The organism is Rhodococcus sp. Leaf278 (genome assembly GCF_001426085.1).
In the GTDB taxonomy this organism is placed as follows: domain Bacteria; phylum Actinomycetota; class Actinomycetes; order Mycobacteriales; family Mycobacteriaceae; genus Rhodococcoides.
In genome coordinates this window covers 211807-237265 of sequence record NZ_LMRR01000004.1, presented here as the reverse complement: position 1 = coordinate 237265, position 25459 = coordinate 211807, and the positions used below count along the sequence as shown (strand labels likewise).

22 protein-coding genes, 1 tRNA gene and 1 pseudogene are annotated in these 25459 nt (G+C 63.8%); 10 read left to right on the top strand and 14 right to left on the bottom strand.

Annotation, left to right across the window (positions count from 1 at the left end):
- Nucleotides 1-185 precede the first annotated feature (185 nt).
- Genes ASG84_RS06625 through ASG84_RS06610 form a run of 4 tightly spaced genes read left to right on the top strand, consistent with a single transcriptional unit; the run spans nucleotide 186 to nucleotide 4413 of the window.
- The gene (locus ASG84_RS06625; RefSeq protein ID WP_057476257.1) at nucleotides 186-1526 is read left to right on the top strand and encodes a branched-chain amino acid ABC transporter permease; all 1341 of its coding nucleotides are present in this window, start codon (nucleotides 186-188) and stop codon (nucleotides 1524-1526) included.
- Nucleotides 1527-1533: 7 nt separating this feature from the next.
- Nucleotides 1534-2523, top strand: coding sequence for a branched-chain amino acid ABC transporter permease (locus ASG84_RS06620; protein ID WP_032404006.1), 990 nt, complete (start codon nucleotides 1534-1536; stop codon nucleotides 2521-2523).
- Entirely contained in the window at nucleotides 2516-3610 is a 1095-nt protein-coding gene (locus ASG84_RS06615; protein ID WP_235581558.1) for an ABC transporter ATP-binding protein, read from the top strand. The genes ASG84_RS06620 and ASG84_RS06615 overlap by 8 nt, the downstream gene beginning before the upstream one ends.
- Nucleotides 3610-4413, top strand: a complete 804-nt coding sequence (locus tag ASG84_RS06610; protein WP_057476189.1) for an ABC transporter ATP-binding protein — start codon at nucleotides 3610-3612, stop codon at nucleotides 4411-4413. Before ASG84_RS06615 ends, ASG84_RS06610 begins: the two co-directional genes overlap by 1 nt.
- Nucleotides 4414-4557: 144 nt before the next feature.
- On the opposite strand, the gene ASG84_RS06605 is transcribed toward ASG84_RS06610, so the two are convergent.
- Together ASG84_RS06605 and ASG84_RS06600 are read right to left on the bottom strand one after the other, a co-directional pair.
- Nucleotides 4558-5892, bottom strand: coding sequence for an ABC transporter substrate-binding protein (locus tag ASG84_RS06605; protein WP_057476188.1), 1335 nt, complete (start codon nucleotides 5890-5892; stop codon nucleotides 4558-4560).
- Nucleotides 5893-6065: 173 nt separating this feature from the next.
- Complete coding sequence (locus tag ASG84_RS06600; RefSeq protein WP_057476187.1) at nucleotides 6066-6698, bottom strand: ANTAR domain-containing response regulator; 633 nt, start codon at nucleotides 6696-6698, stop codon at nucleotides 6066-6068.
- 120 nt (nucleotides 6699-6818) lie between these two features.
- Here ASG84_RS06600 and ASG84_RS06595 point away from each other — a divergent pair.
- The 3 genes from ASG84_RS06595 (at nucleotide 6819) to ASG84_RS06590 (ending at nucleotide 7859) form a co-directional block, all read left to right on the top strand.
- Nucleotides 6819-6895 (top strand) — tRNA-Leu (locus tag ASG84_RS06595).
- Between the two features lie 52 nt (nucleotides 6896-6947).
- Nucleotides 6948-7124, top strand: a complete 177-nt coding sequence (locus ASG84_RS27910; protein WP_200936515.1) for a hypothetical protein — start codon at nucleotides 6948-6950, stop codon at nucleotides 7122-7124.
- Nucleotides 7125-7127: 3 nt separating this feature from the next.
- Complete coding sequence (locus ASG84_RS06590; protein WP_057476186.1) at nucleotides 7128-7859, top strand: AAA family ATPase; 732 nt, start codon at nucleotides 7128-7130, stop codon at nucleotides 7857-7859.
- Between the two features lie 16 nt (nucleotides 7860-7875).
- Here the strand turns inward: ASG84_RS06590 and ASG84_RS06585 are convergent, their stop codons facing one another.
- Nucleotides 7876-8850 carry an AraC family transcriptional regulator gene (locus ASG84_RS06585; RefSeq protein ID WP_057476185.1) on the bottom strand — a complete coding sequence of 325 codons (975 nt, stop codon included), beginning with the start codon at nucleotides 8848-8850 and terminating at the stop codon, nucleotides 7876-7878.
- Between the two features lie 125 nt (nucleotides 8851-8975).
- Between ASG84_RS06585 and ASG84_RS06580 the strand changes: the two genes are divergently transcribed.
- Both ASG84_RS06580 and ASG84_RS06575 read left to right on the top strand, forming a co-directional pair.
- Nucleotides 8976-9857 carry an NAD(P)H-binding protein gene (locus tag ASG84_RS06580; RefSeq protein WP_057476184.1) on the top strand — a complete coding sequence of 294 codons (882 nt, stop codon included), beginning with the start codon at nucleotides 8976-8978 and terminating at the stop codon, nucleotides 9855-9857.
- Nucleotides 9854-10345: an anthrone oxygenase family protein gene (locus ASG84_RS06575; RefSeq protein ID WP_057476183.1), complete on the top strand. Its 492-nt coding sequence runs from the start codon at nucleotides 9854-9856 to the stop codon at nucleotides 10343-10345. The genes ASG84_RS06580 and ASG84_RS06575 overlap by 4 nt, the downstream gene beginning before the upstream one ends.
- Here the strand turns inward: ASG84_RS06575 and ASG84_RS06570 are convergent.
- Nucleotides 10321-10524 carry a hypothetical protein gene (locus ASG84_RS06570; RefSeq protein WP_057476182.1) on the bottom strand — a complete coding sequence of 68 codons (204 nt, stop codon included), beginning with the start codon at nucleotides 10522-10524 and terminating at the stop codon, nucleotides 10321-10323. The two genes, ASG84_RS06575 and ASG84_RS06570, sit on opposite strands and share 25 nt — an antisense overlap.
- 56 nt (nucleotides 10525-10580) lie before the next feature.
- Between ASG84_RS06570 and ASG84_RS06565 the strand changes: the two genes are divergently transcribed.
- Nucleotides 10581-11105 (top strand): DNA-deoxyinosine glycosylase, encoded by a 525-nt coding sequence (locus ASG84_RS06565; protein ID WP_057476181.1) that lies wholly within the window; start codon nucleotides 10581-10583, stop codon nucleotides 11103-11105.
- Here ASG84_RS06565 and ASG84_RS06560 read toward each other — a convergent pair.
- From ASG84_RS06560 to trpC, 10 genes and pseudogenes are all read right to left on the bottom strand, one after another.
- Complete coding sequence (locus ASG84_RS06560) at nucleotides 11071-11997, bottom strand: acyl-CoA thioesterase (RefSeq protein ID WP_057476180.1); 927 nt, start codon at nucleotides 11995-11997, stop codon at nucleotides 11071-11073. The genes ASG84_RS06565 and ASG84_RS06560 overlap by 35 nt on opposite strands.
- Complete coding sequence (gene pyk / locus ASG84_RS06555) at nucleotides 11998-13416, bottom strand: pyruvate kinase (protein ID WP_080730620.1); 1419 nt, start codon at nucleotides 13414-13416, stop codon at nucleotides 11998-12000. It abuts the gene before it with no gap.
- Nucleotides 13417-13538: 122 nt separating this feature from the next.
- Complete coding sequence (locus ASG84_RS06550; protein ID WP_032403999.1) at nucleotides 13539-15044, bottom strand: glutamate synthase subunit beta; 1506 nt, start codon at nucleotides 15042-15044, stop codon at nucleotides 13539-13541.
- Nucleotides 15037-19620 (bottom strand): glutamate synthase large subunit, encoded by a 4584-nt coding sequence (gene gltB, locus ASG84_RS06545; RefSeq protein ID WP_057476255.1) that lies wholly within the window; start codon nucleotides 19618-19620, stop codon nucleotides 15037-15039. The genes ASG84_RS06550 and gltB overlap by 8 nt, the downstream gene beginning before the upstream one ends.
- A 266-nt stretch (nucleotides 19621-19886) precedes the next feature.
- Nucleotides 19887-20465: pseudogene (locus ASG84_RS28725) on the bottom strand (TM2 domain-containing protein); the annotation flags it as partial.
- 41 nt (nucleotides 20466-20506) lie between these two features.
- A complete protein-coding gene (locus tag ASG84_RS06535; RefSeq protein WP_057476178.1) occupies nucleotides 20507-21364 on the bottom strand; it encodes an NINE protein in 858 nt (285 codons plus the stop codon).
- Complete coding sequence (gene lgt / locus ASG84_RS06530) at nucleotides 21357-22355, bottom strand: prolipoprotein diacylglyceryl transferase (protein WP_057476177.1); 999 nt, start codon at nucleotides 22353-22355, stop codon at nucleotides 21357-21359. Before lgt ends, ASG84_RS06535 begins: the two co-directional genes overlap by 8 nt.
- The gene (gene trpA / locus ASG84_RS06525; protein ID WP_057476176.1) at nucleotides 22352-23155 is read right to left on the bottom strand and encodes a tryptophan synthase subunit alpha; all 804 of its coding nucleotides are present in this window, start codon (nucleotides 23153-23155) and stop codon (nucleotides 22352-22354) included. The genes lgt and trpA overlap by 4 nt, the downstream gene beginning before the upstream one ends.
- On the bottom strand, nucleotides 23152-24423 hold the full coding sequence (gene trpB, locus ASG84_RS06520; RefSeq protein ID WP_057476254.1) for a tryptophan synthase subunit beta: 1272 nt from the start codon (nucleotides 24421-24423) through the stop codon (nucleotides 23152-23154). Before trpB ends, trpA begins: the two co-directional genes overlap by 4 nt.
- Nucleotides 24424-24586: 163 nt before the next feature.
- Complete coding sequence (trpC, locus tag ASG84_RS06515) at nucleotides 24587-25396, bottom strand: indole-3-glycerol phosphate synthase TrpC (protein WP_057476175.1); 810 nt, start codon at nucleotides 25394-25396, stop codon at nucleotides 24587-24589.
- Nucleotides 25397-25459 lie beyond the last annotated feature (63 nt).

The following is a 25459-nucleotide window of genomic DNA, read 5'->3' as shown; positions in this document are numbered from 1 at the left end:
GGCCATCGTGCACCGCGAAACACAACCGATACTTTCCGGAAATCTCAGTCGCCGATTTTGCGTCGTTCCAACGGATAGAGTCCGACAATTGCAGTGAATCCCCAACCCGTGACTCAACGACAACCGTCCGGAGGACGTGCGTGGCTCCAAATGTTCGATGGACCAGAAAGGTGCAACCGCCGAGGTTGCGCGCAAGATCTGCCGTTCGGCTCCTGCAGCGAACACTCCTACTCGCCGTTCTGAGCTCGATCGCCGCGCTGCTGTTCAGTGCGCCGGCATTGGCCCAGGAACCTACGCCCACTCCCCCGGCCGCGCCGGGGACCAGTGCCGAGCAGGCACCGCCCGCAGACGCCGTCAGCGTCGCGGGATCTCTCAACAACGGCGGAGAACGCCTCGAAGGCGTCGATGTCGCAGCGCTCGACGCGAGCGGCGCCGAAGTCGCTCGAACCACCAGCGAAACCGGTGGCCGGTGGACGCTCGAATTGTCCCCCGGGACATACACATTCCAGGTAGTGGAGGAAACGCTTCCCGACGGGGTGAGTGTCCAGGCAGAAGTCCAGCGCGACGTTCAGGCCGGGCGTTCCAACACCGTCATCTTCTCGTTCGGTGAAGCCAGAACTGCCACCAGCATTCCGTTCTACGAGAAGTTCGTCCGCACCACAGTCGACGGCTTCCGTTTCGGCCTGGTCATCGCTCTGGCAGCGGTTGGGCTGAGCCTGATCTTCGGCACCACCGGCCTCACCAACTTCGCGCACGGTGAACTCGTCACTCTCGGGGCGGTCGCGGCGTGGTTCTTCAACGTGAGCCTCGGAATACAACTCATTCCGGCAACGGTGCTGGCCATCATCGTCGGAGTCGCGATCGGCTGGCTCAACAATGCCTTGATCTGGCGACCGCTGCGCAAGCGTCGAACCGGCCTGATCGCACAGCTCGTGGTGACGATCGGACTTGCGATCGCATTGCGCTACCTCATCCTCATCTTCTTCTCGGATCGCTCCGAGCCGTTCGACGACTACCAGGCCCAGACCGAGAACGACTGGGGCCCGCTGTCGATCACCAACGTAAACCTCGCGTGCATCGTCATCAGCGTCGTCGTACTGGTCGGCGTTGCACTGATGTTGCAGCGCACCAAGATCGGTAAGGCCATGCGAGCGGTGGCCGACAACCGTGACCTCGCCGCATCCTCGGGCATCAACGTCGAGCGCGTGGTCACGTTCGTCTGGTGCCTCGGTGGCGGCCTGGCCGCACTCGGTGGCGTGCTGTTCGGGCTCTCCGAACTCGGCGGACGCGTCCAGTGGGAGATGGGATTCAAGCTCCTGCTGCTGATGTTCGCCGGCATCACGCTCGGCGGACTGGGAACGGCATACGGAGCCTTCCTCGGTTGCGTCATCGTGGGTCTGCTCGTGCAGTGGTCGACACTGGTCATCAATCCCGATCTCAAATACATCGGAGGGTTGCTCGTCTTGATTCTCATCCTCGTCGTCCGACCACAGGGCATCCTCGGCTCGCGACAAAGGATCGGGTGACCACCACATGGATATCATCGGCGCACTTCAGATCTCACTCGCTCAGCTGGTCGGCCCGTCTGCCATCTTCTACGCTCTGCTCGCCATCGGCCTGAACCTCCACTTCGGCTACGCCGGCCTGCTCAACTTCGGCCAGATCGGCTTCGCTCTTCTCGGCGGCTACGGCGTCGGCATCACCACGATCACCTACGAACAGCCACTGTGGCTCGGCATTCTGGTCGGTCTGGCCGCGGCGGGGTTGCTGGCTCTCGTTCTCGGTATTCCTACTCTGCGACTGCGAGCCGACTATCTCGCGATCGTCACCATCGCGGCCTCGGAAATTCTGCGCTTGGTGTTCCGTTCGACGGCAACGGATTCGGTGACCAAGTCGACCAACGGCATCACCGGCTTCGCCGGCCCGTTCACCAGCATGAGCCCGTTCGAGGGCGGCAAGTCGTACAGCTTCCTCGGCGTGCGCTTCCTGGGCAACGACCTGTGGGCCATGCTCGTCGGCTGGACACTGGTGCTGCTCCTGTGCGGAGTTATCTACCTCCTGACGCACAGCCCATGGGGACGCGTCCTCAAGGCCGTCCGTGAGGACGAGGACGCGGCCCGCTCACTGGGCAAGAACGTCTTCGTCTACAAGATGCAGGCACTGGTTCTCGGTGGCGTCATCGGCGGTATGGGCGGTGTGTTCAACGCACTGCAGACCCAGTCCATCAACCCCGATTTCTACTCGACCGCGCAGACGTTCTTCGCCTTCGGCGCACTGATTCTCGGTGGGGCGGCAACAGTGTTCGGCCCGGTACTGGGCGCGATGCTCTTCTGGTTCCTGCTGTCCATTCCCGATGCGATTCTGCGGCAGTTGATCTCGGGCGACGACCCGGTGCTCAACCTCACCGGTGCCCAGGTCGGTGCCACGCGATTCGTGCTCCTGGGAATCCTGATCGCCGTGTTGATGGTGTTCAGACCTCAGGGCATTCTCGGCAACAAGCGAGAGGTTCAACTCAATGCCTGACCTGAGCAAGGATGCTGCTGCAACGGCTGCACCGAGCAAGAAAGCCAGCACACTCGAATCACGCGCTGCCCAGGCGTTGTCGAGCGATCAACGCGCGTCGCTGTTCGCCGGCGTGCCCAACGAACCCGGGGCGCCGAAACCCGACGCCACCATGGTGGTCGACGGAGTCTCCCGTACCTTCGGCGGGCTCAAAGCCGTCGACGTGGCGCACCTCGAGATTCAGCGGGGCTGCATCACCGGCCTGATCGGTCCGAACGGTGCGGGCAAGACCACACTGTTCAACCTGCTCACCGGATTCGATCGCCCCGACACCGGGACCTGGTCGATGGATGGCCAGGAGCTCGGCCGGATGCACCCGCACCAGGTGGCCCGCAAGGGAGTGGTCCGCACGTTCCAGTTGACCAAGGCGCTGTCGAAACTGACTGTGCTGGACAATGTTCGGCTGGGCGCAACGGGTCAGCGCGGCGAGCGCATGATCAACACGTTCATGCCGTGGACGTGGAAGGCCCAGGAGCGTCAGATCACCGAACGCGCCTACGAATTGCTGGGGCGCTTCAAACTCGACGCCAAGGCCGACGACCTGGCCGGCTCGCTGTCGGGCGGTCAGCGCAAACTGCTGGAGATGGCACGTGCGCTGATGACCGATCCGTCGGTGGTCATGCTCGACGAGCCGATGGCCGGGGTCAATCCCGCTCTCACGCAATCACTTCTGGGGCACATCAAGTCGCTGCGTGACGACGGTATGACCGTGGTGTTCGTCGAACACGACATGGACGTCATCCGCGACATCAGCGATTGGGTGGTGGTGATGGCTCAGGGCAGCATCATCGCCGAGTCCACGCCTGAGGAACTCTCCAACAACGGTGCAGTCGTCGACGCCTACCTCGGCAGCCACCACGATCAGGCTCTCGAGTTCGACGCCGACGGCAATCCGGTCGGAGCGACCGCCGAACTGGCGGAGGCACTGAAACAGGCCGAGAAGGAAGAACTCGAAGCGGGAGGCGATCTTTCGGAACCGGAGTTCGTCAGCCCAGCGACGCCCGGCGTCGCCGAGGGCGGCTCGCACCGGGCCAAGGAGGACAACTGATGAGCGAACAGACATTGACGCCGGCGGAATTCGCCGCCACACCCGAGGAGCACGCTCGCCTGGCCGAGGGTGCATTGTTGCGCGCCGACGGCTTGGTGGCCGGGTACATCCCCGGTGTCAACATTCTCAGCGAATGCAACTTCTTCCTCAACGACGGCGAGATCGTCGGCATCATCGGGCCCAACGGGGCCGGTAAGTCGACGTTGCTCAAAACGCTCTTCGGGCTCGTTGCCGTCCGTGAGGGCAGCGTGAAGCTACGCGGGGACAACATCACCTCTGCCGAGGCGCACGTGCTGGTCACGAAAGGCGTCGGATACGTTCCACAGACCCAGAACGTGTTTCCGTCACTGACCATCGAAGAGAACCTCGAAATGGGAATCTACCTGCGTCCCAAGAAGTTCAACGAGCGTTTCGAGTTCGTCAGTGAGTTGTTCCCCCTGCTCGGAGAGCGCAAGAAGGTCAAGGCAGGCGCACTGTCCGGTGGCGAGCGACAGATGGTCGCCATGGGACGTGCACTGATGATGGAGCCGTCGGTTCTGCTGCTCGACGAACCGTCGGCCGGACTGTCGCCGATGTTCCAGGACGAGGTGTTCATCCGCTGCAAGAAGATCAACGCGGCGGGCGTCTCGATCATCATGGTCGAGCAGAACGCCCGTCGCTGCCTCCAGATCTGCGACCGCGGTTACGTTCTCGATCAGGGCCGCAACGCGTACACCGATACCGGGCCGGCGTTGATGAACGACCCGAAGGTGATCGAGTTGTATCTCGGCACACTGGCGGGTAGCAAAGAGAAGAAGACGTAGACCTTCTTCGACGACGAAGCCCCGGTTCGACTGGATGTCGAACCGGGGCTTCGTCTTTGTACGAATATCGGCCGGTGCGCACACAACACTGGGCCCGAGTCCTGATCGAGGACTCGGGCCCAGTGCGTGTGTGGCAGTTACAGATCACTCACCGACGACGATGTATCCGTCCGTCGTCAGCGTGTTGTCCGGCCCGAAGACCAGGTTGCCGTACGAACCCGTGGCGGGCTCACCTGCGTCGCTGAAGTTCAGCGCACCGGTGATTCCGTCGTAGTCGATATCGGTTCCGGCCTTGACGAGCGGAAGGCACTCGGCGAAGCTGGTGCACTTTGTGCCGTCCTTGGTGACGCTGTTGATGTTGGCAGCAATATCGGTGCCTGCCGTCGACTTCGCCTGCTCGGCAGCGAGTGCCGAGATGACAACCGCGTCGTAGGACTCACCGGCGTAGTTGAAGTCCACCAGTCCCGGGTTCACGGCCTTGAGGCGGTCCTGGAATGCAGTGCCGACATCCGTCAGCGGGGTGGTGCCGCGCATCGTGTCCAACAGCCCTGCTGCTACCGACTCACCCAGGGCGTTACCCATGTTGCCGTCGACGCCGTAGACCAACGTGCCGTCGGACGGGCCGATGCCGATCTCGTGCATGCGGGTGATGATCTTCGCGGACTCTTCGAAGCCGATGATGGCGACGGCATCCGGGTTGAAGTTCTTCACACCGTCGACCTCGGCGTTGAACGACTGTGCGTTCGGGTCGTAGATGGTCGTCTGAATCTGGTCTGCCGCGATGCCGGCCTCTTCGAGGTTGTCCGCGGTGTTCTTGGCCAGACCCGTGCCGTACGGGTCGTTGAGAGCGAGGATGGCCACGCGCTGTGCGCCGTCCTCGGCGATCAGCTGCGAGAGTGCCTGTGCCTGCAGTACGTCGGTGGGAGCGGTGCGGAAGTACTGTCCCTTGTCCGGGTAGCAGACGAACTGGTCCGAGGTGTTGGCGGGCGAGAATTCCACGACGCCTGCGCTGGCGATCTTGTCGATGACCTTGAGGGACACCGAGGACGATGCTGCACCGACGATGACGTTCGCGCCGCCGGCGAGCAAGCGGTCGACCGTGGTGTTGGCGGTATCGGTCGTCGTATCGCCGGAGTCACCGGGGATGAGGGTGACGGGCTGATCGAGGACGCCACCTGCGCCGTTGACGTCGTTGACGGCCAACTGAACGCCGGCAACCTCGGGCGGGCCGAGGAAGGCCAGGGTTCCGGTCTCGGGGAGAAGGGTTCCCACCACCAGAGGCGACGTATCGGGGGTTGCCCCGGCGGTGGCCTGCTCGGGCGTGCAGTCGGTGGAGACGGTCGTTTCCGCGGCTGCACTGCCGCCGCTGGCACTGGTGGTATCGGTCGAGCCGGAGTCGTCGCTCGACGAACAGCCGAACAGTGCGAGCGAGGTGACGCTCAGCACCGCAGCTGTGCGGACATAGGTCCGAATTGCCATCTAGGTTCTCCTTGAAATTGCTCGTCGTTGAAGCGCACCTGAGTTACATGTGGCTCACGTGTGGATCAGACGCTAATGCTCGGAGTCGATTCGCAAGGCCTAGAACGACGCTCGTGACCTGACTGTGACCTACGGAGACGAAGTTTTACGTGGCCGTAGCTTTCGCGAGCCCATCAGCCCTCTGCTGCAGGCTTGTTCGCAGGAGTACCGAGTGTCTCGATCACCACATCGGCAACGGCCTTCATCGTCGTTCTGCGATCCATCGCAGCACGTTGAATCCACTTGAACGCCTGCGGTTCTGTGAGCGATTGCGACTCCATGAGGATGCCCTTGGCCTTCTCGATCAACTTGCGTGTCTCCAGTCGATCCTGCAGATCGACGATCTCGGATTCGAGCGCAGAGATCTCGCTGAAACGACTCGCTGCCAACTCCACCGCCGGCATCAGATCTGCTTTGCTGAACGGCTTGACCAGATACGCCATCGCTCCGGCATCGCGAGCCTTCTCGACCAGCTCACGTTGACTGAACGCGGTGAGAATGACGACGGGGGCGATACGTTTCTCGGCGATCTCCGATGCCGCATCGATCCCGTCTCGACGCGGCATCTTGACGTCCATGATGACCAGATCGGGACGCAGTTCGACGGTCAGGTCCACCGCCTGCTGACCGTCCGCGGCCTCCCCGACCACGTCGTAGCCCTCCTCGCGGAGCATCTCCACGAGGTCGAGTCGAATCAGGGATTCGTCCTCTGCCACCACCACACGAAGCGGGGGCTTGCCAGTACCGTGCGCACCAGGAGCGTTCATCTGTATCGGTCTCCTTTGACAGTCATCGCCCATCGGGGCTGTCGAGCATCTGAAGGGTACCGGTGCGCGCCGCCGAAAGCGCATCTTCTAAACTCGTCAATCGTTGCTTGAAAGACGCCAGCCCTCGTATCCCAATTGGCAGAGGAAACGGATTCAAAACCCGTCCAGTGTGAGTTCGAGTCTCACCGAGGGCACCACAGCAGAACGGCGACGGTCAATATCGCTTGCGATCGCGCCTACAGTGGAGCGATGTACATACCCAGCAGTCTTCGATGCCATGACACCAGCGCGGGCAAACTGTGCGCGCAAAAAGTCGACCATCGCTTCGGAGATTCGGCGGACCGGTCCGCTCAGTGGGTCTACTACACCTGCAGCGCGGACGCCACCCACGAGACCGGTTACGTCGACCGCCTGGTCACCGCCTGAATCATGTTCGTAGAGCGCGCCTACGTCGACGCCGACGACATCGGTTCGGAGTGGCCCTTCACCGTGCCTGCCGTCGCCGACCTCGCCCGCGACGGACTCGAATTCCTGGCACCGGTCACAATTCTCGTGGGCGACAACGGTTCCGGTAAATCGACCATCGTCGAGGCGATCGCCGAGGGATTCGGGATCGATGCCCGCGGCGGACGGGCGGCGCAGCAATCGCGTCGACTCGACGAGGTGACCAGCATCCTCGGCGAAGTACTCGAGTTGGACACCACGCCGCGAGGTTCTCGGATACTGCGTGGCCCGCGATTGCAGAAGCGCGGCTTCTTTCTGCGCGCCGAGACCGCATTCGACATGGCCGAAAATCTCGGCGGTGTGCCGGGTTTCTGGGAAGAGAACACAGCCGAGATGAGTCACGGCGAAGGCTTCCTGACCATGTTCGGTGCGATGTTGGCCGAACCCGGCTTCTATGTCCTGGACGAGCCGGAGTCGGCACTGTCCTTCACCGCAAGCCTGCAGCTCGTCGCGCTCATGTCGGAACTGGGCGACGAGGGGGCCCAGATCGTCTGTGCCACACACTCTCCGATCCTGGCGTCGACACCGGGCGCGGACATCGTCGAAGTGGGCGAACACGGTTTGCGTCGAAGTACCTGGGGCGAACTCGAATTGGTTCAGCACTGGCGTCGATACCTCGACGACCCGAACAGCTATCTCCGCCACCTGCTCGGCTGAACTGCAACCCTGTCGGTCAGCCTGCCGTCAGCGAGACCTCCTGCCGACGACGCACGCTCCCCGGGGAGACTCCGGTTTCGCGTTTGAATGCCTTTCCGAACGCCGCCTCGGACAGATATCCGCTCCGCCGAGCCAGTTCGGCCACCGAGACATCGCCCGACCTGAGACAGTCGTGAGCAATCTGCATCCGCCACATCGACAGGTAGCGCATCACCGATTCACCCACCAGCTCGGTGAATCGCGCAGAGAACGCCGAACGAGACATGTTCACCTCGGTAGCCAGTGCGGCAACCGTCCACTGCGCGTCCGGGTTTCGATGAATGAGGGCGAGCGCGACCCCGATCCGAGAATCCGCGAGTGCGCCGAGCCAACCGGACCGTGCCCGCTCGTCGTCGGCCATCCACGACCGCAGAGCCTGAATCACCAACACGTCGGACAGTCTGGTGATGACCGCTTCTCCCCCGGGCTCCAGCGAGGTCGCCTCGTCGGCAACCATTGCCAACAGCGATTGCATCCGCGACTGCCGCGGGCCCGAATCCGCATCGATGACGACCAGCGCAGGCAACACACCGATGAGTTGCTGCGCCGCCGGATGATCCAGTCGCACTGCGCCGCACATGAGCGTCGCGCTCGCGTCCCCGCTGCCGCTTCGGATGACCGCGTATCGATCACTGACGTAGTCGTGTGGAAGGTCGTAAACGACAGGCGCACTCGAGGCTGCATCGTCATCGCTGGCGAGCACGTGCCCGCGGCCGTGCGGCACCAGTGCGAAGTCACCGGGAACGAGATCGCGAGTGGGGGTGCCGGGCACAGACAACCGGCATCGACCGCTGACGACGGTGTGGAACCAGAGCGCGTCCTCCATCGCCGGTAGCTCCATGCCCCAGGACCCGGACAGCTCGGACCTGCAGTAGAAGGATCCGGTCATGCGCAGAAAGTGCAGCGCTTCTCCGAGTGGATCGGGCGACTTCCACGGGTCGAGTCCTCGCATTGATCGATCGTCCCACAAAGTAGACGATTGGACATCTTTTCGAGCTGATCGAGCATTGTTCATCCATCTTTGAATGTCCAGAGTGGATGGAGTAACAACACGAGCCGAACGGAAGGAACACCATCGTGATCACGATTCTGGGAGCGACCGGTCAGGTTGGATATCGCGTCGCCGGAACACTGCTGAAGGCAGGCGAGCAGGTTCGCGCAATCGGCCGGAACACCGAACGACTGGGCGCACTGGCGGCCGGTGGCGCGGACACCATCGCAGCGAACCTGACGCCCGAGCTGGTCACATCCTTCGCGGGCAGCGAGGCCGTATTCGTGATGCTGCCGAGCAATCCCTACGCCGAGGACTTCGAAGCCGAGCAGGCATCTTGGGGTACTTCGATCGTCGATGCCCTCCGCGTGTCCCAAGTCGAGAAGATCGTGGCACTGAGCAGCCTCGGTGCCGATCGACACGACGCGCCCGGCGTCATCGGCTGCCTCGCCGAACAGGAGGAGCGCCTACGGACATTGACCGATCGGAGCCTGCACCTGCTGCGTCCTGTGTCGTTCTTCGAGAACCTGCTTCCGGCGGTCGAGCAGCTGACGACCGGTGGCGTGCACGTCGATTCTGTGGACCCGCACCTACCGATTCCGATGATCGCCACCTCGGACATTGCCGACGCCGCCGTGCGGGCACTGACCGATTCACCCGGGGACGGTGTCCGCACTCAGGTGCTGCTGGGCCAGCGAGACATCAGCTACACCGAGGCCACGAAAGTTCTGGGCGACCGACTCGAAGTCACAGCGGCCCGTTACGAGTGCCTGTCGTACGAGGCCATGGCAGACATGCTCGTCTCTATCGGATTCTCGAGATCGTATGCGCAGTTGTACGTCGACATGACCAGGGCATTCAACGCTGAAGAACTGACCCGAGACGTTCGCCGGTCACCGGAGAACAGCACCGAGACCTCCTTCGAGGAATTCGCGGACTCGATCTCGGCACCGGCAGCGGTGTCATGATCGACCGAATAGCCTCCGCAACAACACTTGTCGGTGCCATCGGATCCGCATTGATGGCAGGTGTGCTGCTTGCCTTCTCGATCAGCGTGCTTCCCGGACTGAATAGCCTTCCGGTTCCGGTCGCGATCTCCTCGATGCAGAGCGCCAATGCGGCAATTCTCAATCCGCTGTTTCTGATCCTGTTCACGGGCACCGCATTGTCCTGCGTGGTGGCCGCTGTGCTGAGTCCGTTCACCGACGGCGGCCGTTCGGCACTGATCATCACCGGTGCCGTCTTGTACGTGGTGGGCTGCTTCGCGGTGACGGTCTTGCTGAACGTGCCATTGAACAACGCGCTGGCCGCCGCCGATTCGACAACAGCGGCCGGGGCTGCGGCATGGGAGGACTTCAGCACGAAGTGGGTCCTGTGGAACAACGTCAGGACGGTTGCTGCGACTGCCGCATGCGCCGTGCTGATCCTGGGTCAGGGCAGATCGGTACTGGGCTGATCCGACACCGAATCCTGGTGTCGCTTGCGAATTTCTTCCTCGAACCGCGCGATCAGGTGATCGGTGTCGGCGGTCGAGACGTTCCTGGCACCTTCGTCCATCGCCGCGTCACGCCCCCGGCGCAGTGCGGCGAGTTCGGCTTCGAGTTCGTTGTTGTCGAGTACACGTGGATCCAACATCTCTCCATTGTGGTCCCACGTCCGGCACCCCCGCGGGGATTTGCTTCAATCGCGCCATGAACGTTGTGCACAGTTTCGAGCCGATCGTCGGACCGGGCGCAACCACCTTGATTCTGGGCTCCATGCCCGGCGTCGCGTCGCTGGCGGCTCAGCAGTACTACGCACATCCGCGAAATGCGTTCTGGCCGATCATGGGAACGCTGTTCGGTGCCGGACCCGAAGTCCCGTACGACGCACGCACAGTGCGTCTCCGAGACCACCGGATTGCCGTCTGGGATGTACTGAAACTGTGCACGCGCGCGGGCAGTCTCGACTCGGCAATTGTCGAATCATCGATCGTTGCAAATGATTTCGAGACACTGTTCGCGCAACAGCCGAATATCGACAGGGTGTTCTTCAACGGAGCCAAGGCGGCCGAGAGCTACCGACGTCACGTGGCGACGGGACTGCTTCTCCCCCGCATCGAATTCACCCGGTTGCCCTCGACCAGTCCGGCGCACGCCTCGCTGGATCTTGCAGCCAAGACTCGAACCTGGGCACGCGCGTTCAGTCGCGGACCCGCTTCGGAAAATGACGAATGAGGCCTTCCTGCACGACGGTTGCCAGCAATTGGCCGTCCATCGAGAAGAAACGACCGGTGGCCAGGCCACGCGAGCCGGCGGCCACGGGTGATTCGGTGGCGTAGAGAGCCCACTCGTCGAACCTGAACGGGCGGTGGAACCAAATGGAGTGGTTCACTGTAGCGGCGACGATCCGATCGAGTCCCCATGACAGACCGTGTGTGGTGATGATCGAATCCAGCACGGTGGTGTCCGACGCGTAGCCCATGGTCGCGGCGTGAAAGATCGAGGCGTCGGGCAGATCACCGTCGGCCTTCATCCAGACTCGATTGTGATTGAGCTTCTCACCGGTTCCGTGCATGATCCAGGCCGGATCGTTCGCATAGCGCATGTCGATCGGCTTGAGAGCATCGACGAACATCTGCAGTCGGTCCTCGTACCCGACGAAATGATCGCCGAGGGGTGGCAGCGCGTCGGGGTACGGAACCTCCGGAACCTCGACGCTGTGTTCCAGGCCTTTACCGAAATCCTGGAATGCCGCGAGCATGACGAACAGCTCGTTGCCGTCCTGAACGGCGGTCACCTGCCGATTGGCGAAGGCGCGACCGTCGCGCTGACGCGAGACCCGGAATTCGATGGGCTTCTTGACGTCACCCCCGCGGATGAAGTGAGCGTTGATCGCATGAACGTCCCGCGACGTTCCGGACACGGTGCGGCCCGCCGCGATCAGGCCCTGAGCGACCAGTTGTCCCCCGAACGTACGGCTCCCCACCTGTTCCGGGTGAACGCCGACGAACACGTCCTCCTCGATCTCCTCCAGTGCGAGGAGATCGAGGAGCGTCTCGAGATCGGTCTTCACCGCTGTACTGCTCGGCGCGCTTTCGCTGACGCCGGTTCCCCCCGCTTCGACCACTTACCGGTCCTCTTCTCCGATTCGGTGCACATGGATCAAGTTGGTCGAGCCTACTGTGCCGGGAGGGGCACCGGCCACGATCACGACCTGATCGCCCTTGTTGTACCGACCGAGTTCGAGCAGCGCCTTGTCGACCTCTTTGACCATCGCGTCCGTGGACCCCACGTCGGGGACCAGGAACGTCTCGGTGCCCCAGCTCAGCGACAGCTGGCTGCGCACCTCGGAGATGGAGGTGAACGCGAGCAGGGGAAGCTTGGTGTGCAGACGGGCCAACCGTCGAACGGTGTCACCCGACTGGGTGAAGGCGACGAGAGCCTTGGCGTCCAACCGCTCGCCGATATCGCGGGCGGCATAGGAGATCACGCCACGCTTGGTGCGCGGGACGTGTGTCAGCGGCGGAACGCTGTCGCCCTCGGTCTCGACGGTCTCGACGATGCGGGCCATGGTCCGCACCGTCTCCATGACGTACTTGCCGACCGAGGTCTCCCCGGACAGCATGACCGCGTCGGTGCCGTCGAGTACCGCATTGGCGACGTCGGAGGCCTCGGCGCGCGTCGGACGGGAATTCTCGATCATCGATTCGAGCATCTGGGTCGCAACGATGACGGGCTTCGCGTTGGCGCGAGCGATCTGAATGGCGCGCTTCTGAACCAGCGGAACCTGCTCGAGCGGCAACTCGACGCCGAGGTCACCGCGGGCGACCATGATCGCGTCGAACGCGAGCACGATGGCTTCGAGGTTGTCGACAGCTTCGGGCTTCTCCAGCTTGGCGATGACGGGAACTCGGCGGCCGACACGATCCATCACGGCGTGCACGAGCTCGACGTCCGCGGGCGAGCGAACGAACGACAGCGCAATGAAGTCGCATCCCAGAGCGAGTGCGAATTCGAGGTCCGCGATGTCCTTCTCGCTCATGGCCGGAACCGATACGTCCATGCCGGGCAGGGAGACGCCCTTGTTGTTGCTGACCGGTCCACCTTCGGTGACACGGCACAGCACATCGTTGCCTTCGACGCCGGTGACCACGAGGCCGACCTTGCCGTCGTCGACGAGGAGGCGGTCGCCTTCCTTGGCGTCCTGAGCCAGTTCCTTGTAGGTGGTCGACACCCGGTCGTGGGTGCCTTCGCACTCCTCGACGGTGATGCGGATCAGCTCACCGCTGGCCCAGGTGGTCGAGCCCTCGGCGAAGCGGCCGAGACGAATCTTCGGTCCCTGCAGGTCGGCCAGAATGCCCACGGCTTTGCCGGTGGCGTCCGACGCTGCGCGGACCCTCTCGTAGTTGGCCTGGTGATCGGGGTGATCACCGTGGCTGAAGTTCAGTCGTGCGACATCCATTCCACTCTCTACGAGTTCACGGATTCGCTCTGTGGTTGCGGTTGCGGGTCCAAGGGTGCAGACAATCTTCGTACGTCGGCTCACGAAGGCGAGCCTAGCCGCTGGACGCCCCGTTCTCTATCGCAGACGTTCCCAGTCGGATACTACCGATCGGTAGCCTCACTACCCCGCTGCTGGGAGGGTCTGCATCGGTTCAGAGACGAGCGTCACACCACTGCGAGAGGTAGTGCCGTGGGGTGTACCGGAGACGGCAATTCCGAGTGCCCGGTAAGGAAAGCATCGACTCCATGAGCCGCCGACCGTCCCTCTGCGATCGCCCACACGACCAACGACGCACCTCGATGCGCATCTCCGCAGACGAACACCCCCGGCGCGGTGGTCTGCCAGTCGGGACCACACGACAACGCACCACGCTTGGTGAGCGCGAGACCGTACTCGTCGAGCAACGGACCATGCTCGACGCCCTCGAAACCGATGGCGAACAGCGCCAGATCACAGGGCAGTTCCACCTCTTCACCGATCGGCGTGACGACGCGTCGACCGTCCGCGTCACGCTGCACCTCCACCTCGGCCAGCACCATCGCACGCACGTGCCCGCGTTCGTCGCCGAGGAATCGCTGCACGGCCACCTGGTGACGCACGACGCCACCCTCGGCATGCGCAGGCGAGGTACGCAGCACTAAGGGCCACGACGGCCACGGCGACAGACTGTCGTCGCGAGCCCCGGGCAGGGCGGGGTTGTAGTCGAGCTGAGTGACGGACGCGGCACCTTGGCGGTGCGCCGTGCCCAGGCAGTCGGCCCCGGTGTCGCCGCCGCCGATGATCACCACATGCTTATCCGCGGCCGAGATCGACGTGGGACCGTCGCCCTCACACTCCTTGTTCGACGGCACCAGGTGTTCCATCGCGAGGTGGATACCGTCGAGTTCGCGACCGATCACCTCGGTGTTGTCGCGGGCCCGCAGAGCGCCGACCGCCAGGACGACGGCATCGAAGGACTCGCGGAGCTGCTCGACCGTGAAGTCGATACCCACCTCGCAGTCGGTCACGAAATGCGTTCCCTCGGCCCGCATCTGCATCAGGCGCTGATCCAGCACCGACTTCTCGAGCTTGAACTCGGGAATGCCGTACCGGAGCAGACCGCCGAGGCGGTCGTCCCGCTCGTACACCGTGACGTCGTGACCTGCTCGGGTGAGCTGTTGTGCTGCAGCCAATCCCGCAGGACCGGACCCCACGACGGCGACTCGCTTACCGGTGGTGATCGTCGGCGGTTGCGGAACGATGCTGCCCTCTTCCCAGGCCAGATCCGCGATGGTCTGCTCGACCCGCTTGATCGTGACGCTACCGCCGGTGGCCGCCTCCGAAATCGAAAGCACACAGGCTGATTCACACGGTGCCGGGCACACCCGACCGGTGAATTCCGGGAAGTTGTTGGTCGCGTGCAGTCGGTCACTCGCCGCGTCCCAGCGGTCACGACGAACCAGATCGTTCCACTCGGGAATCAAATTACCCAGCGGACAGCCTGCAGTTCCGGAGTGGCAGAACGGAATTCCGCAGTCCATGCAGCGGCGTGCTTGATCCGAGACCTCCGCGGCCCGTTCGCTCGTCGGCTGGTGCGAATACACTTCGTTCCAGTCCTTGACGCGCTCGCCGATCGGACGCTTGACTGCCTCGCGCTTGACGACTTTCAGAAATCCCTGTGGATCAGCCACGTGCAGCCTCCATGATCGCAGCATCGACGTCGCGCCCCTCGGCACGCGCCATTCGAGTCGCTTCCAGCACCCGCTGGTAGTCGACGGGCATGACTTTGGTGAACAGCGCAGACCGGCGTGGCCAGTCGGCCAGCAACGAGGTCGCGACAGTGGACCCGGTCCAGCGCTGGTGATTCTCGACGGTCTCGCGCAGCCACACCAGATCGTCCGGGTTGGGGATCTGCAGTTCGACCATCGCCATGTTCACGTCGGCCGGATCGAGACCGAGGACGAACGCGATACCGCCGGACATTCCCGCGGCCATGTTGCGACCGGTCGGGCCCAGCACGACGACCCGGCCACCGGTCATGTACTCGAACGCGTGGTCACCCACGCCCTCGTTCACCGCGACCGCCCCGGAGTTACGAACCGCGAAACGCTCCCCTGCCTTGCCCCGCAGGTACACCTCGCCCGAGGTTGCGCCGTACAGAATGGTGTTGCCGGCGATCACGTTGTCCTCGGCGACGAAGGGCGCATCATCGGCGGGGCGCACGACGATGCGACCACCCGAGAGTCCCTTGCCGACATAGTCGTTCGCGTCACCGACCAGATCGATCGTGATACCCGGCGGCAGGAACGCACCGAGCGACTGCCCCGCCGATCCGGTGAACGCAATGCGAATGGTGTCGTCGGGGAGTCCACCCGCGCCGTAGCGTCGCGTGACCTCGGACCCCAGCAGCGTTCCGACAGTGCGGTTGACGTTACGTACCGGCAGCTCGAGCTTGACCGGATGCGCGTCCTCCAGCGCTCCCTCGGCCAACTGGATCAGCGTCCGATCCAGCGCGAGATCGAGACCGTGGTCTTGCCCGCGGAGACGTCGACGTTGCGTCATCGGGGCACCGTGTCGGTCGACGGGCATCGCGAAGATCGGAGCCAGATCCAGACCCTTGCTCTTCCAGTGCGCGACGCCTGCCGCTGTCTCGAGTACGTCGGCGTGGCCTACTGCTTCGTCGATACTGCGGAAACCGAGCTGCGCGAGGTACTTTCGCACGTCCTCGGCGATGAACTTGAAGAAGTCCTCGAGAAACTCCGGCTTCCCGGTGAACCGCTTGCGCAGCTCCGGGTTCTGCGTCGCAACTCCGACCGGGCACGTATCGAGGTGGCAGACGCGCATCATGATGCATCCCGCCACGATGAGCGGGGCCGTCGAGAATCCGAATTCCTCCGCACCGAGAAGTGCCGCGACGATGACGTCGCGACCGGTGCGCATTCCACCGTCGCATTGCACGGTGATGCGGTCACGCAGGCCGTTGAGCACCAGCGTCTGCTGAGCGTCGGCCAGGCCGATCTCCCACGGAGCGCCGGCATGCTTGAGCGAGGTCAACGGTGCCGCCCCGGTTCCGCCGTCGTATCCCGAGATGAGGACGACGTCGGCGTGCGCCTTGCTGACACCGGTCGCCACCGTGCCGACGCCGACGGAACTGACGAGCTTGACGTGCACACGTGCATTCTCGTTGGCGTTCTTGAGGTCGTGGATCAGCTGCGCGAGATCCTCGATCGAATAGATGTCGTGGTGCGGGGGCGGCGAGATCAAGCCGACGCCCGGCGTCGAATGTCGCGTCTTCGCCACCCACGGATACACCTTGTACCCGGGCAACTGACCACCCTCGCCCGGCTTGGCACCCTGCGCCATCTTGATCTGAATATCGGTGGCATTGACCAGGTAGTCGCTGGTCACCCCGAAGCGACCACTCGCCACCTGCTTGACGGCACTGCGGCGCTTCGGGTCGTAGAGGCGGTCGACGTCCTCACCGCCCTCACCCGAGTTGGACCGGCCGCCGAGGTTGTTCATCGCCACGGCCATCGTCTCGTGCGCCTCGGCGGAGATGGATCCGTAGCTCATCGCACCGGTGTTGAACCGCGTCACGATCGATTCGACCGACTCCACTTCGTCGAGCGGAACCGGCGGCCGCACACCGTCCTTGAACTCGAAGAGACCGCGCAAGGCACCGCCTTCACGGGCGAGCCGATCCACCTCGTCGGTGTACTTCTGGAATACGTCGTATCGTCCGGTGCGGGTCGCGTGCTGCAACAGGAACACTGTCTCGGGCGTGAACAGGTGCAGCTCGCCTTCGCGCCGGAACTGGTACTCGCCGCCGATCTCCAACCGACGATGAACACGGTCGGTGGGGTTCTCGGGGTAGGCCCGACGGTGGCGCAGCTTGACCTCCTCGGCGAGCACGTCCAGGCCGACGCCGCCGAGTTTGCTGACCGTGCCCTTGAAGTATTCGCGCACCACCTCGCGATCGAGACCGACCGCCTCGAAAACCTGTGCGCCGGTGTAAGATCCGACGGTCGAGATGCCCATCTTCGACATCACCTTGAGCACACCCTTGCCGAGACCGTACAGATAGTTCCGTACCGCGATCGTCGGTTCGACGCCGGTCAGCTCACCCTCGCCGACGAGATCCTCGATCGACTCCATCGCCAGATACGGGTTGACCGCGGCGGCTCCGAATCCGATCAGCAACGCCAGGTGATGCACCTCGCGTGCGTCTCCCGATTCGACGACGAGCGCGATCTTGGTGCGCTCCTTCGTGCGCACCAGATGATGGTGCACCGCCGAGGTGGCCAGCAACGACGGAATCGGAGCCCGCGTGTGGTCCGAGTCGCGATCGGAGATGATCAGCGTCCGGTAACCGGCAGCGATGGCCTCCGATGCCCGAGCACGCAGTTCCTCGAGGGCCTCGGCGAGACCTTCGCCGCCGCGCTCGACCTCGTACAGGCCACGCAACACCGTGGCCGACAATCCGGGATGGTCGCCGTCGTCGTTGATGTGGATGATCTTGTTCAACTCGTCGTTGTCGAGCACCGGCCACGGCAACACGATCTGCCGGCACGATGCGGCGGTGGGCTCGAGCAGGTTCTGCTCGGGACCCATCACCCGCGCGAGTGAGGTCACGATCTCCTCGCGGATCGAATCCAACGGCGGGTTGGTGACCTGCGCGAACAGTTCGATGAAGTAGTCGTAGAGCTGGCGCGACCGCTGCGACATGACTGCCGCAGGGGTGTCGGTGCCCATGGACCCCAGTGGCTCACCCCCGGATGCGGCCATCGGCGTCAATACGACGCGCAGGTCTTCCTCGGTGTAACCGAACGCCACCTGCCTGCGCACAACGGAGTCGTGGTTGTACTGAATGTGTGCACGCTCGGGCAGACTCTTGATCTCGAGCAGGCCGGCGTGCAGCCACTCCTGGTACGGATGTTCGGTTGCCAGTTGAAGTTTGATCTCCTCGTCCGGCACGAGACGTCCGGCGACGGTGTCGATCAGAAACATCTTGCCCGGCTCGAGGCGACCCTTGGCGACGACCTCGGATTGCGGCACGTCGAGCACGCCGGCCTCGCTGGCGAGGATCACGCGACCGTCGGCCGTCTGCCACCAGCGGCCGGGGCGAAGGCCGTTGCGATCCAGCACAGCTCCGACGTAGCTGCCATCGGTGAACGTCACGCAGGCTGGACCGTCCCAGGCCTCCATCATCGACGAATGGAACTGGTAGAACGCTCGCACCCGGGGATCCATCGTGCGGTGGTTCTCCCACGGCTCGGGCACCATCATCATCACCACGTGCGGAACACTGCGTCCACCGAGATGCAGCAGTTCGAGTACTTCGTCCAGCGACACCGAGTCCGAGGCATCGGGGTTGCAGATCGGGAACAATCGTTCCAGGTCCCCGGGGATCAGGTCGCTCGACAGAAGCGCTTCGCGAGCCCTCATCCGGTTTCGGTTGCCCTTGACGGTGTTTATCTCACCGTTGTGCGCAACGTAGCGATGCGGGTGCGCCAGCGGCCACGACGGAAACGTGTTGGTCGAAAATCGACTGTGGACGATGGCAATTGCACTCGTGCACAACGGGTTCCGCAACTCCGGAAAGTAGAGCGGCAACTGCATCGTGGTGAGCATGCCCTTGTAGACGATGGTGCGCGAGGACAGCGACGGAAAGAACAGTCCCGAGCCCTCGGCCTCGATCTCGGGGGTGACCCGTTCGGAACGCTTGCGTAGTGCGTAGACCAGCCGATCGAGTGCGAGACCCGCCGGGCGCGCGCCGTCGACCTCGGGGGCGGTGACGAAGAGGTAGCTCATGTACGGCATGCAGCCCAGTGCAGTGACTCCCACGTCGGCTCGATCGGGATCGACCTCGACCGGAACCCAGCCCAGGATGTCCAGACCCTCCTCGGTCGCTATGGATTCGACACGTTCGACGGCGAGCGCACGCTCCCGAATTCCCTGCGGCAGAAAACACACGCCGGCCGCAAAAGTATTGTCACCGTCGCCTCGTGCGGTGGGTAGATCGAACGGTGCCAAAGAGACGAGGAGTTCGACCGGGAGCTGGATGAGAATGCCCGCACCGTCACCGCTGTTGGGTTCGGCCCCGGCAGCGCCGCGATGTTCCAGATTCTCCAGTGCCAGTACGCCGTCGGCCACAATGGAATGGGAGCGTCGTCCCGCGATATCGGCGATCATCGCCACGCCGCAGGAATCCTTCTCCGCGCTCGGGTCGTACAGACCCTGCTCCGCAGGCATCCGAGAGAACAGCACCACGATCACCTCCACGTAGGCCGGTGGGTGCGTGAGGGCGGTGCAGTGTCTCGAGCGCTGCGCCGTGGGTCTCGGCAACCCCGCCGGCTGTTCGGCTCGTCTCGACCGGATCGGTCGGACGAGCCGGAATCAAAATGCCTGTCGGGAATTCACCGGGACAACCCTGGCCCGCGAAAGAATCCGAGATCGCTCCCGGATGGCGAAATCGTAGCAGTTGGAATTCGCAACGATGCAATCGCGAATGCCGGTGGCCGCCGACGAGGTAATCAGTCGCGCAGCGGTCGACCGTGCTCGTCGCGCACGCTGCCGGTAAGCATCATGATCCCGTCGATCAGCGGCCAGATGCCACCGATACCGCAGGTGAGCCACGTGACGGCAATCTGGGCGACTGCAATGCCCGGCTGATTGAGATAGAAACGCCCGGCACCGAATGCGCCCAGCAGGATGTTGAGCAAGCCCGCGGTCAACTTCTGCTTGTCGGAGAAGGGTTCCCCGGTGACCGGGTGACGGCCGTACGGAGCCATCGGGTCCATGAAGCCGGGCCCGCTCCCGTACTGCGGCCCTCCGTACTGACCACCCGCGTAGGGCGGGGGTGGCGCGAAGTATTGACCCGAACCATCTACAGGCGGTGGATAACCGCTACCGGGCGGAGGTCCGAACTGCTGGCCCTGATCGGCGGCACCGGGATTCGAGGCACCGTAGTTCGGGGTCGTGTAGTTGGGGTCGGGTGCGCCGTAGACAGGGCCCGATCCGGTGGGGGTGCCCTTCTCGAACGAAATTGTCGGTTCTGTCGAACCGGATGAGTCGCCCGGTGATCCGTCGGACGACGATGTACCTGAGTCACTCACTTCGGGCTCCCTTACGCAGATGCGGTGCGAACGAGGGCTCAGTCTCTCAGTTTTCGTCCCTGAGTGTCCGTTACATTGCCCACCAAAATGAGGACGCCGTCGACGATGTGCCAGACGAAAAGCCCGAACAACAGAATCAGCCCGAGGCCGAACACTGCGGTGAGCAGAACACCGGAAAAGAACAGGAGTAATTGTGCGACACCGATTCCGATACTGCCCAGGTAGAACCGACCGACACCCAACCAACCGAGAAATATCTGCAACAGGCCGCCGACGATCTTGGACTTGTCCGACAACGGCTCGCCGGTGACCGGATCACGACCGTACGGCGCGTCGGGTCCTGCACCGAACGGGTGTCCGCCCGGGTAGCCCGAAGGCCAGCCGAAAGCCTGCGACTGGCCGTACCCCTGTTGCGGGTAAGCCTGTTGCTGGCCGTACCCGTGCTGTGGGTAAGCCTGCTGCGGGTAGCCCTGCTGCGGATAGCCCTGCGGTTGACCGAACCCTTGCTGTGGGTAGTTCTGGGGCGGGCCGAACCCCTGCTGCGGGTAGTTCTGGGGTGGATAGTTTTGGGGTGGGTAGTTCTGCGGCGGCGGAAATCCCCCGACCGGATTGTCGACACTGCCGTCCGGGCTCGGGGCGGGGTAGCTCGGTGTGCTGGACCAACCCGGGCCGTTTCCGATCCCCGAGTACGTATCCCAGCCCGGCCCTGTGGGTCCTGTCGGACCGTGCGACGGCGCGGACTCCGAGGTGGCGGGCGGCTCCGAGAGCGAGGCCTCTGCGGTGGCACCGTAGTCGAACGGAGTGCCGAACGACGCGGTCGGCTTGACGTCACCGTCACTGAAATCCCCGGTGCCGGAACCGGATTCGGGCCCGTGGGCCTTGTCGAAATCAACCACGTGTACTGCCTTCTTCCTCGGCTTTCTTCTCGGACGTCTGCACGCCCCTTGTGTCGGCGGTTCCTTCGGCCTCGTCCGGGTCGCCTGAGGCATCGCCGGCTGCGGCGTCCGCACCGCCGTCCACGTCATCGTTCGATTTCAGGGTCGCGGGGTCTTCGCGACCCTTGGTGGCGATCAGGAAGTAGGCGATCGCCAGCACGAAGATGATGGCGGACGTGAAGGTGTTGATGCGAATTCCCGCGATCTTCGTCGCGAAATCGTCACGCATGAGTTCCACCCAGAATCGTCCGGCGCAGTATCCGGCGACGTACAACGCGAACAGTCGTCCGTGCCCGATCACGTACTTGCGATCGATGAGCACCAGCAGGGCGACGATTGCGAGGCTCCACAGCAACTCGTAGAGGAACGTCGGATGGACGACCTTCTCCACGAACCCCGTCGACACGCCGTTCAAAGGGTCCAGTCGACCGTTCGAGTCGACTCGCTCGTAGATTTCCAGGCCCCACGGCTGCGTGGTTGCACGACCGTACAGTTCCTGGTTGAAGTAGTTGCCGATGCGGCCGATTGCCTGGGCCAGCAGAATCGGTGGCCCCACGGCATCACCGAATGCAGGCAGGGGGATCCCTCGTCGACGGCAGGCGATCCAAGCACCGACTCCGCCGAGGAACACCGCTCCCCAAATTCCGAGACCGCCGTTCCAGACGTACAGCGCCTCGATCGGATTTCCGCCGGGACCGAAGTACGTCTTCCAGTCCGTTGCCACGTGATAGAGACGGCCGCCGAGCAGACCGAACGGGACGGCCCAGACAGCGACGTCGAGAACGGTGCCCTTCGTTCCACCCCGCGCGACCCACCGGCGATCGCCCCACACCACCGACACGACGATTCCGATGATGATGAACAGGGCGTAAGCCCGCAGAGCGAGCGGTCCGACGTGCCAGACCCCCTGCGCGGGGCTGGGAATGTAGGCCAGGATCTCGGTCGAAGTCACGACGCTACGTAAGCGGAACGGACACCCTCGGCGAGTTCCGTCGTCAGGTCACGCACCGCTTCGAGTCCGTTGTCCACGGCACTGACCAACGCCGATCCGACGATGACGGCATCGGCGTAGCGCGCGATCTCGGCGGCCTGGGCACCCGAGCGAACACCGAGACCGACGCCGATGGGGATGTCGGAGTGCTCACGGATACGAGCAGACAACGCGGGGGCCATCGAGGACACCGCGTCGCGGGCACCGGTCACGCCCATCGTCGAGGCGGCGTAGACGAAGCCACTGCTGGCTTCGACGGTGCTGACCAGCCGTTCCTCGGTGGACGACGGGGCAACGAGGAAAATGCGGTCCAGTCCGTAGCTGTCGGACACCTCGATCCATTCCTTGGCCTCGTCCGGAATGAGATCGGGGGTGATGATTCCGAGCCCACCCGCACCGGCGAGATCGCGGGCAAAGTTCTCGATGCCGTACTTGAGTACCAAGTTCCAATACGTCATCACCACCGCTTTTCCGCCTGCGGCAGCAACCTGCTCGGTGACAGTGAACACGTCCTTGACTCGGGCACCGGCTTTCAAGGCCACATCCGCTGCGGCCTGAATCGTGGGGCCGTCCATCACCGGATCGGAGTACGGGATGCCTACCTCGACGATGTCGCATCCTGCGTCGACCATCGTCTTGAACACCTCGACCGAGCGCGGCACGGTCGGAAAGCCAGCGGGCAGATACCCGACGAGCGCTGCGCGCCCCTCGGCGCGGCACTGCGCGAAGGTACCCGCAAGGCGAGAGTCGTTGTTGCTCATGGCTTGATACCCACTTCGTCGTCCACGTTCGGTTCGCCGTCTCCGTCGATCAGACCGAACCATTCGGCGGCGGTGTCGACATCCTTGTCTCCGCGTCCGGACAGATTGACCAGAATGATCGCGCCCTCGCCGAGTTCCTTGCCGAGCGTCAATGCGCCGGCAATGGCATGCGAGGACTCGATGGCGGGAATGATGCCCTCTGTACGACACAGCATCTTGAAAGCGTTCATCGCTTCGGTGTCGGTGATTCCCCGGTATTCGGCCCGCCCGATGTCGTGCAGGTAGGAATGCTCAGGACCGACACCCGGGTAATCCAGTCCCGCTGAGATGGAGTGCGAGTCGACGGTCTGGCCGTCTTCGTCCTGCAGGAGGTAGGAGTACGCACCGTGCAGCGCACCCGGAGTACCGCCACTGATGGTCGCAGCGTGGCGACCGGTCTCGACGCCGTCACCCGCCGCCTCGAAACCGATCAGCCGAACGTCGGCGTCGTCGATGAAGGCGTGGAAGATCCCGATCGCGTTGGACCCACCGCCGACGCACGCGGCGATGGCGTCGGGCAGCCTGCCCGTGGAGGCGAGCACCTGCTGCCGCGCCTCGAGGCCGATGATGCGCTGGAAGTCGCGAACCATGACCGGAAACGGATGCGGTCCGGCGACGGTACCGAAGCAGTAATACGTGTTGTCCGCGTTGGTGACCCAATCGCGCAGCGCCTCGTTGATGGCGTCCTTGAGGGTGCGCGATCCCGACTTGACGGCCACGACGCTCGATCCGAGCAGGCGCATCCGAGCGACGTTGAGTGCTTGGCGCTCGGTGTCGACCTCGCCCATGTACACGACGCACTCGAGCCCCATGAGGGCACAGGCGGTGGCGGTTGCGACGCCGTGTTGACCGGCACCGGTCTCTGCAATGACGCGAGTCTTGCCCATTCGCTTCGCGAGCAGAACCTGTCCGAGAACGTTGTTGATCTTGTGAGAACCGGTGTGGTTCAAGTCTTCCCGCTTGAGCAGAATTCGAGCGCCGCCGGCGTGCTCGGACAACCGGGTCGCCTCGAAGACCGGCGAGGGTCGGCCGGTGTAGTCGCGCTGCAGCCGATCGAGCTCACCGAGGAACTCGTTGTCGCTGCGCACTTTCTCGTACTCGGCGGTGACTTCCTCGATCACACCCATCAGGGCCTCGGGGACGAATCTTCCGCCGTACACACCGAAGTGACCACCGACATCAGGCTCGTGCGCGCTGCGATCGGTGAGGCCGATACTGCTCTGCGGCAGATCAGCGCCCTTGAAACGGACTACCTCGGGGGCGTCCGTGATGCCTGAAGAATTGCTGATGCTCACCGGTCCAGTGTGCCCCAACGGCGGACTGCCGCCGCGCTCGGGTCTGGTGCCGGAGTCAGTGGTGCAAGGTCAGTGGTGCAAGGTCAGTCGTGCAGGGTCAGCGTGCGGGCTTGGGACACGACGGGTGCGTTCCCGCCGTCACCAGGTCCGAGACGGCCGTCCGAGGATCGCCTGCAGTGACCAAGCCCTCGCCGACGAGCACGGCGTCGGCTCCGGCACCGGCGTAGGCAAGCAGGTCGGCAGTTCCTCGTACACCGGACTCTGCGATGCGAATGATCTCGCTGGGCAGGCCGGGCGCGATTCGGCCAAAGCTGTCGCGGTCGATCTCGAGTGTCTTGAGGTTGCGTGCGTTGATGCCGATGACGCGGGCACCGGCCTCGAGGGCACGGTCCGCCTCGGCTTCGGTGTGGACCTCGACCAGCGCGGTCATACCCAGCGACTCGGTGCGATCGAGTAACGACGTCAGCGCGTCCTGCTCGAGCGCCGCGACGATCAGCAGGATGACGTCGGCACCGTGGGCCCGGGCCTCGTGGATTTGGTAAGGGCCGACGATGAAGTCCTTGCGCAGCACCGGAATCGAGACCGCTGCACGCACGGCGTCGAGGTCTGCAAGAGACCCATGGAAGCGCCGCTCCTCGGTGAGAACACTGATGATCCGGGCCCCACCCTGCTCGTAGGCGCGAGCCAGAACAGCGGGATCACCGATGTCGGCGAGTGCGCCCTTGGACGGGCTGGCACGCTTGACCTCGGCGATGACGCCGATGCCGTCCTCGCGAAGGGCGGCTGCGGCGTCGAGGGGTGCCGGGGCTGCCTTCGCTGCTGCCTTCACGGCGGCGAAGTCGACCACCGATTCACGTGCGGCCACATCGGCCCGAACGCCGTCGAGAATCGAGTCGAGAACAGTCATGGTGCCCCCAGTCCTTTCTGAGCGTCGACTTCCGATGTGAGGAATCTCATCGGGGTCGGACCT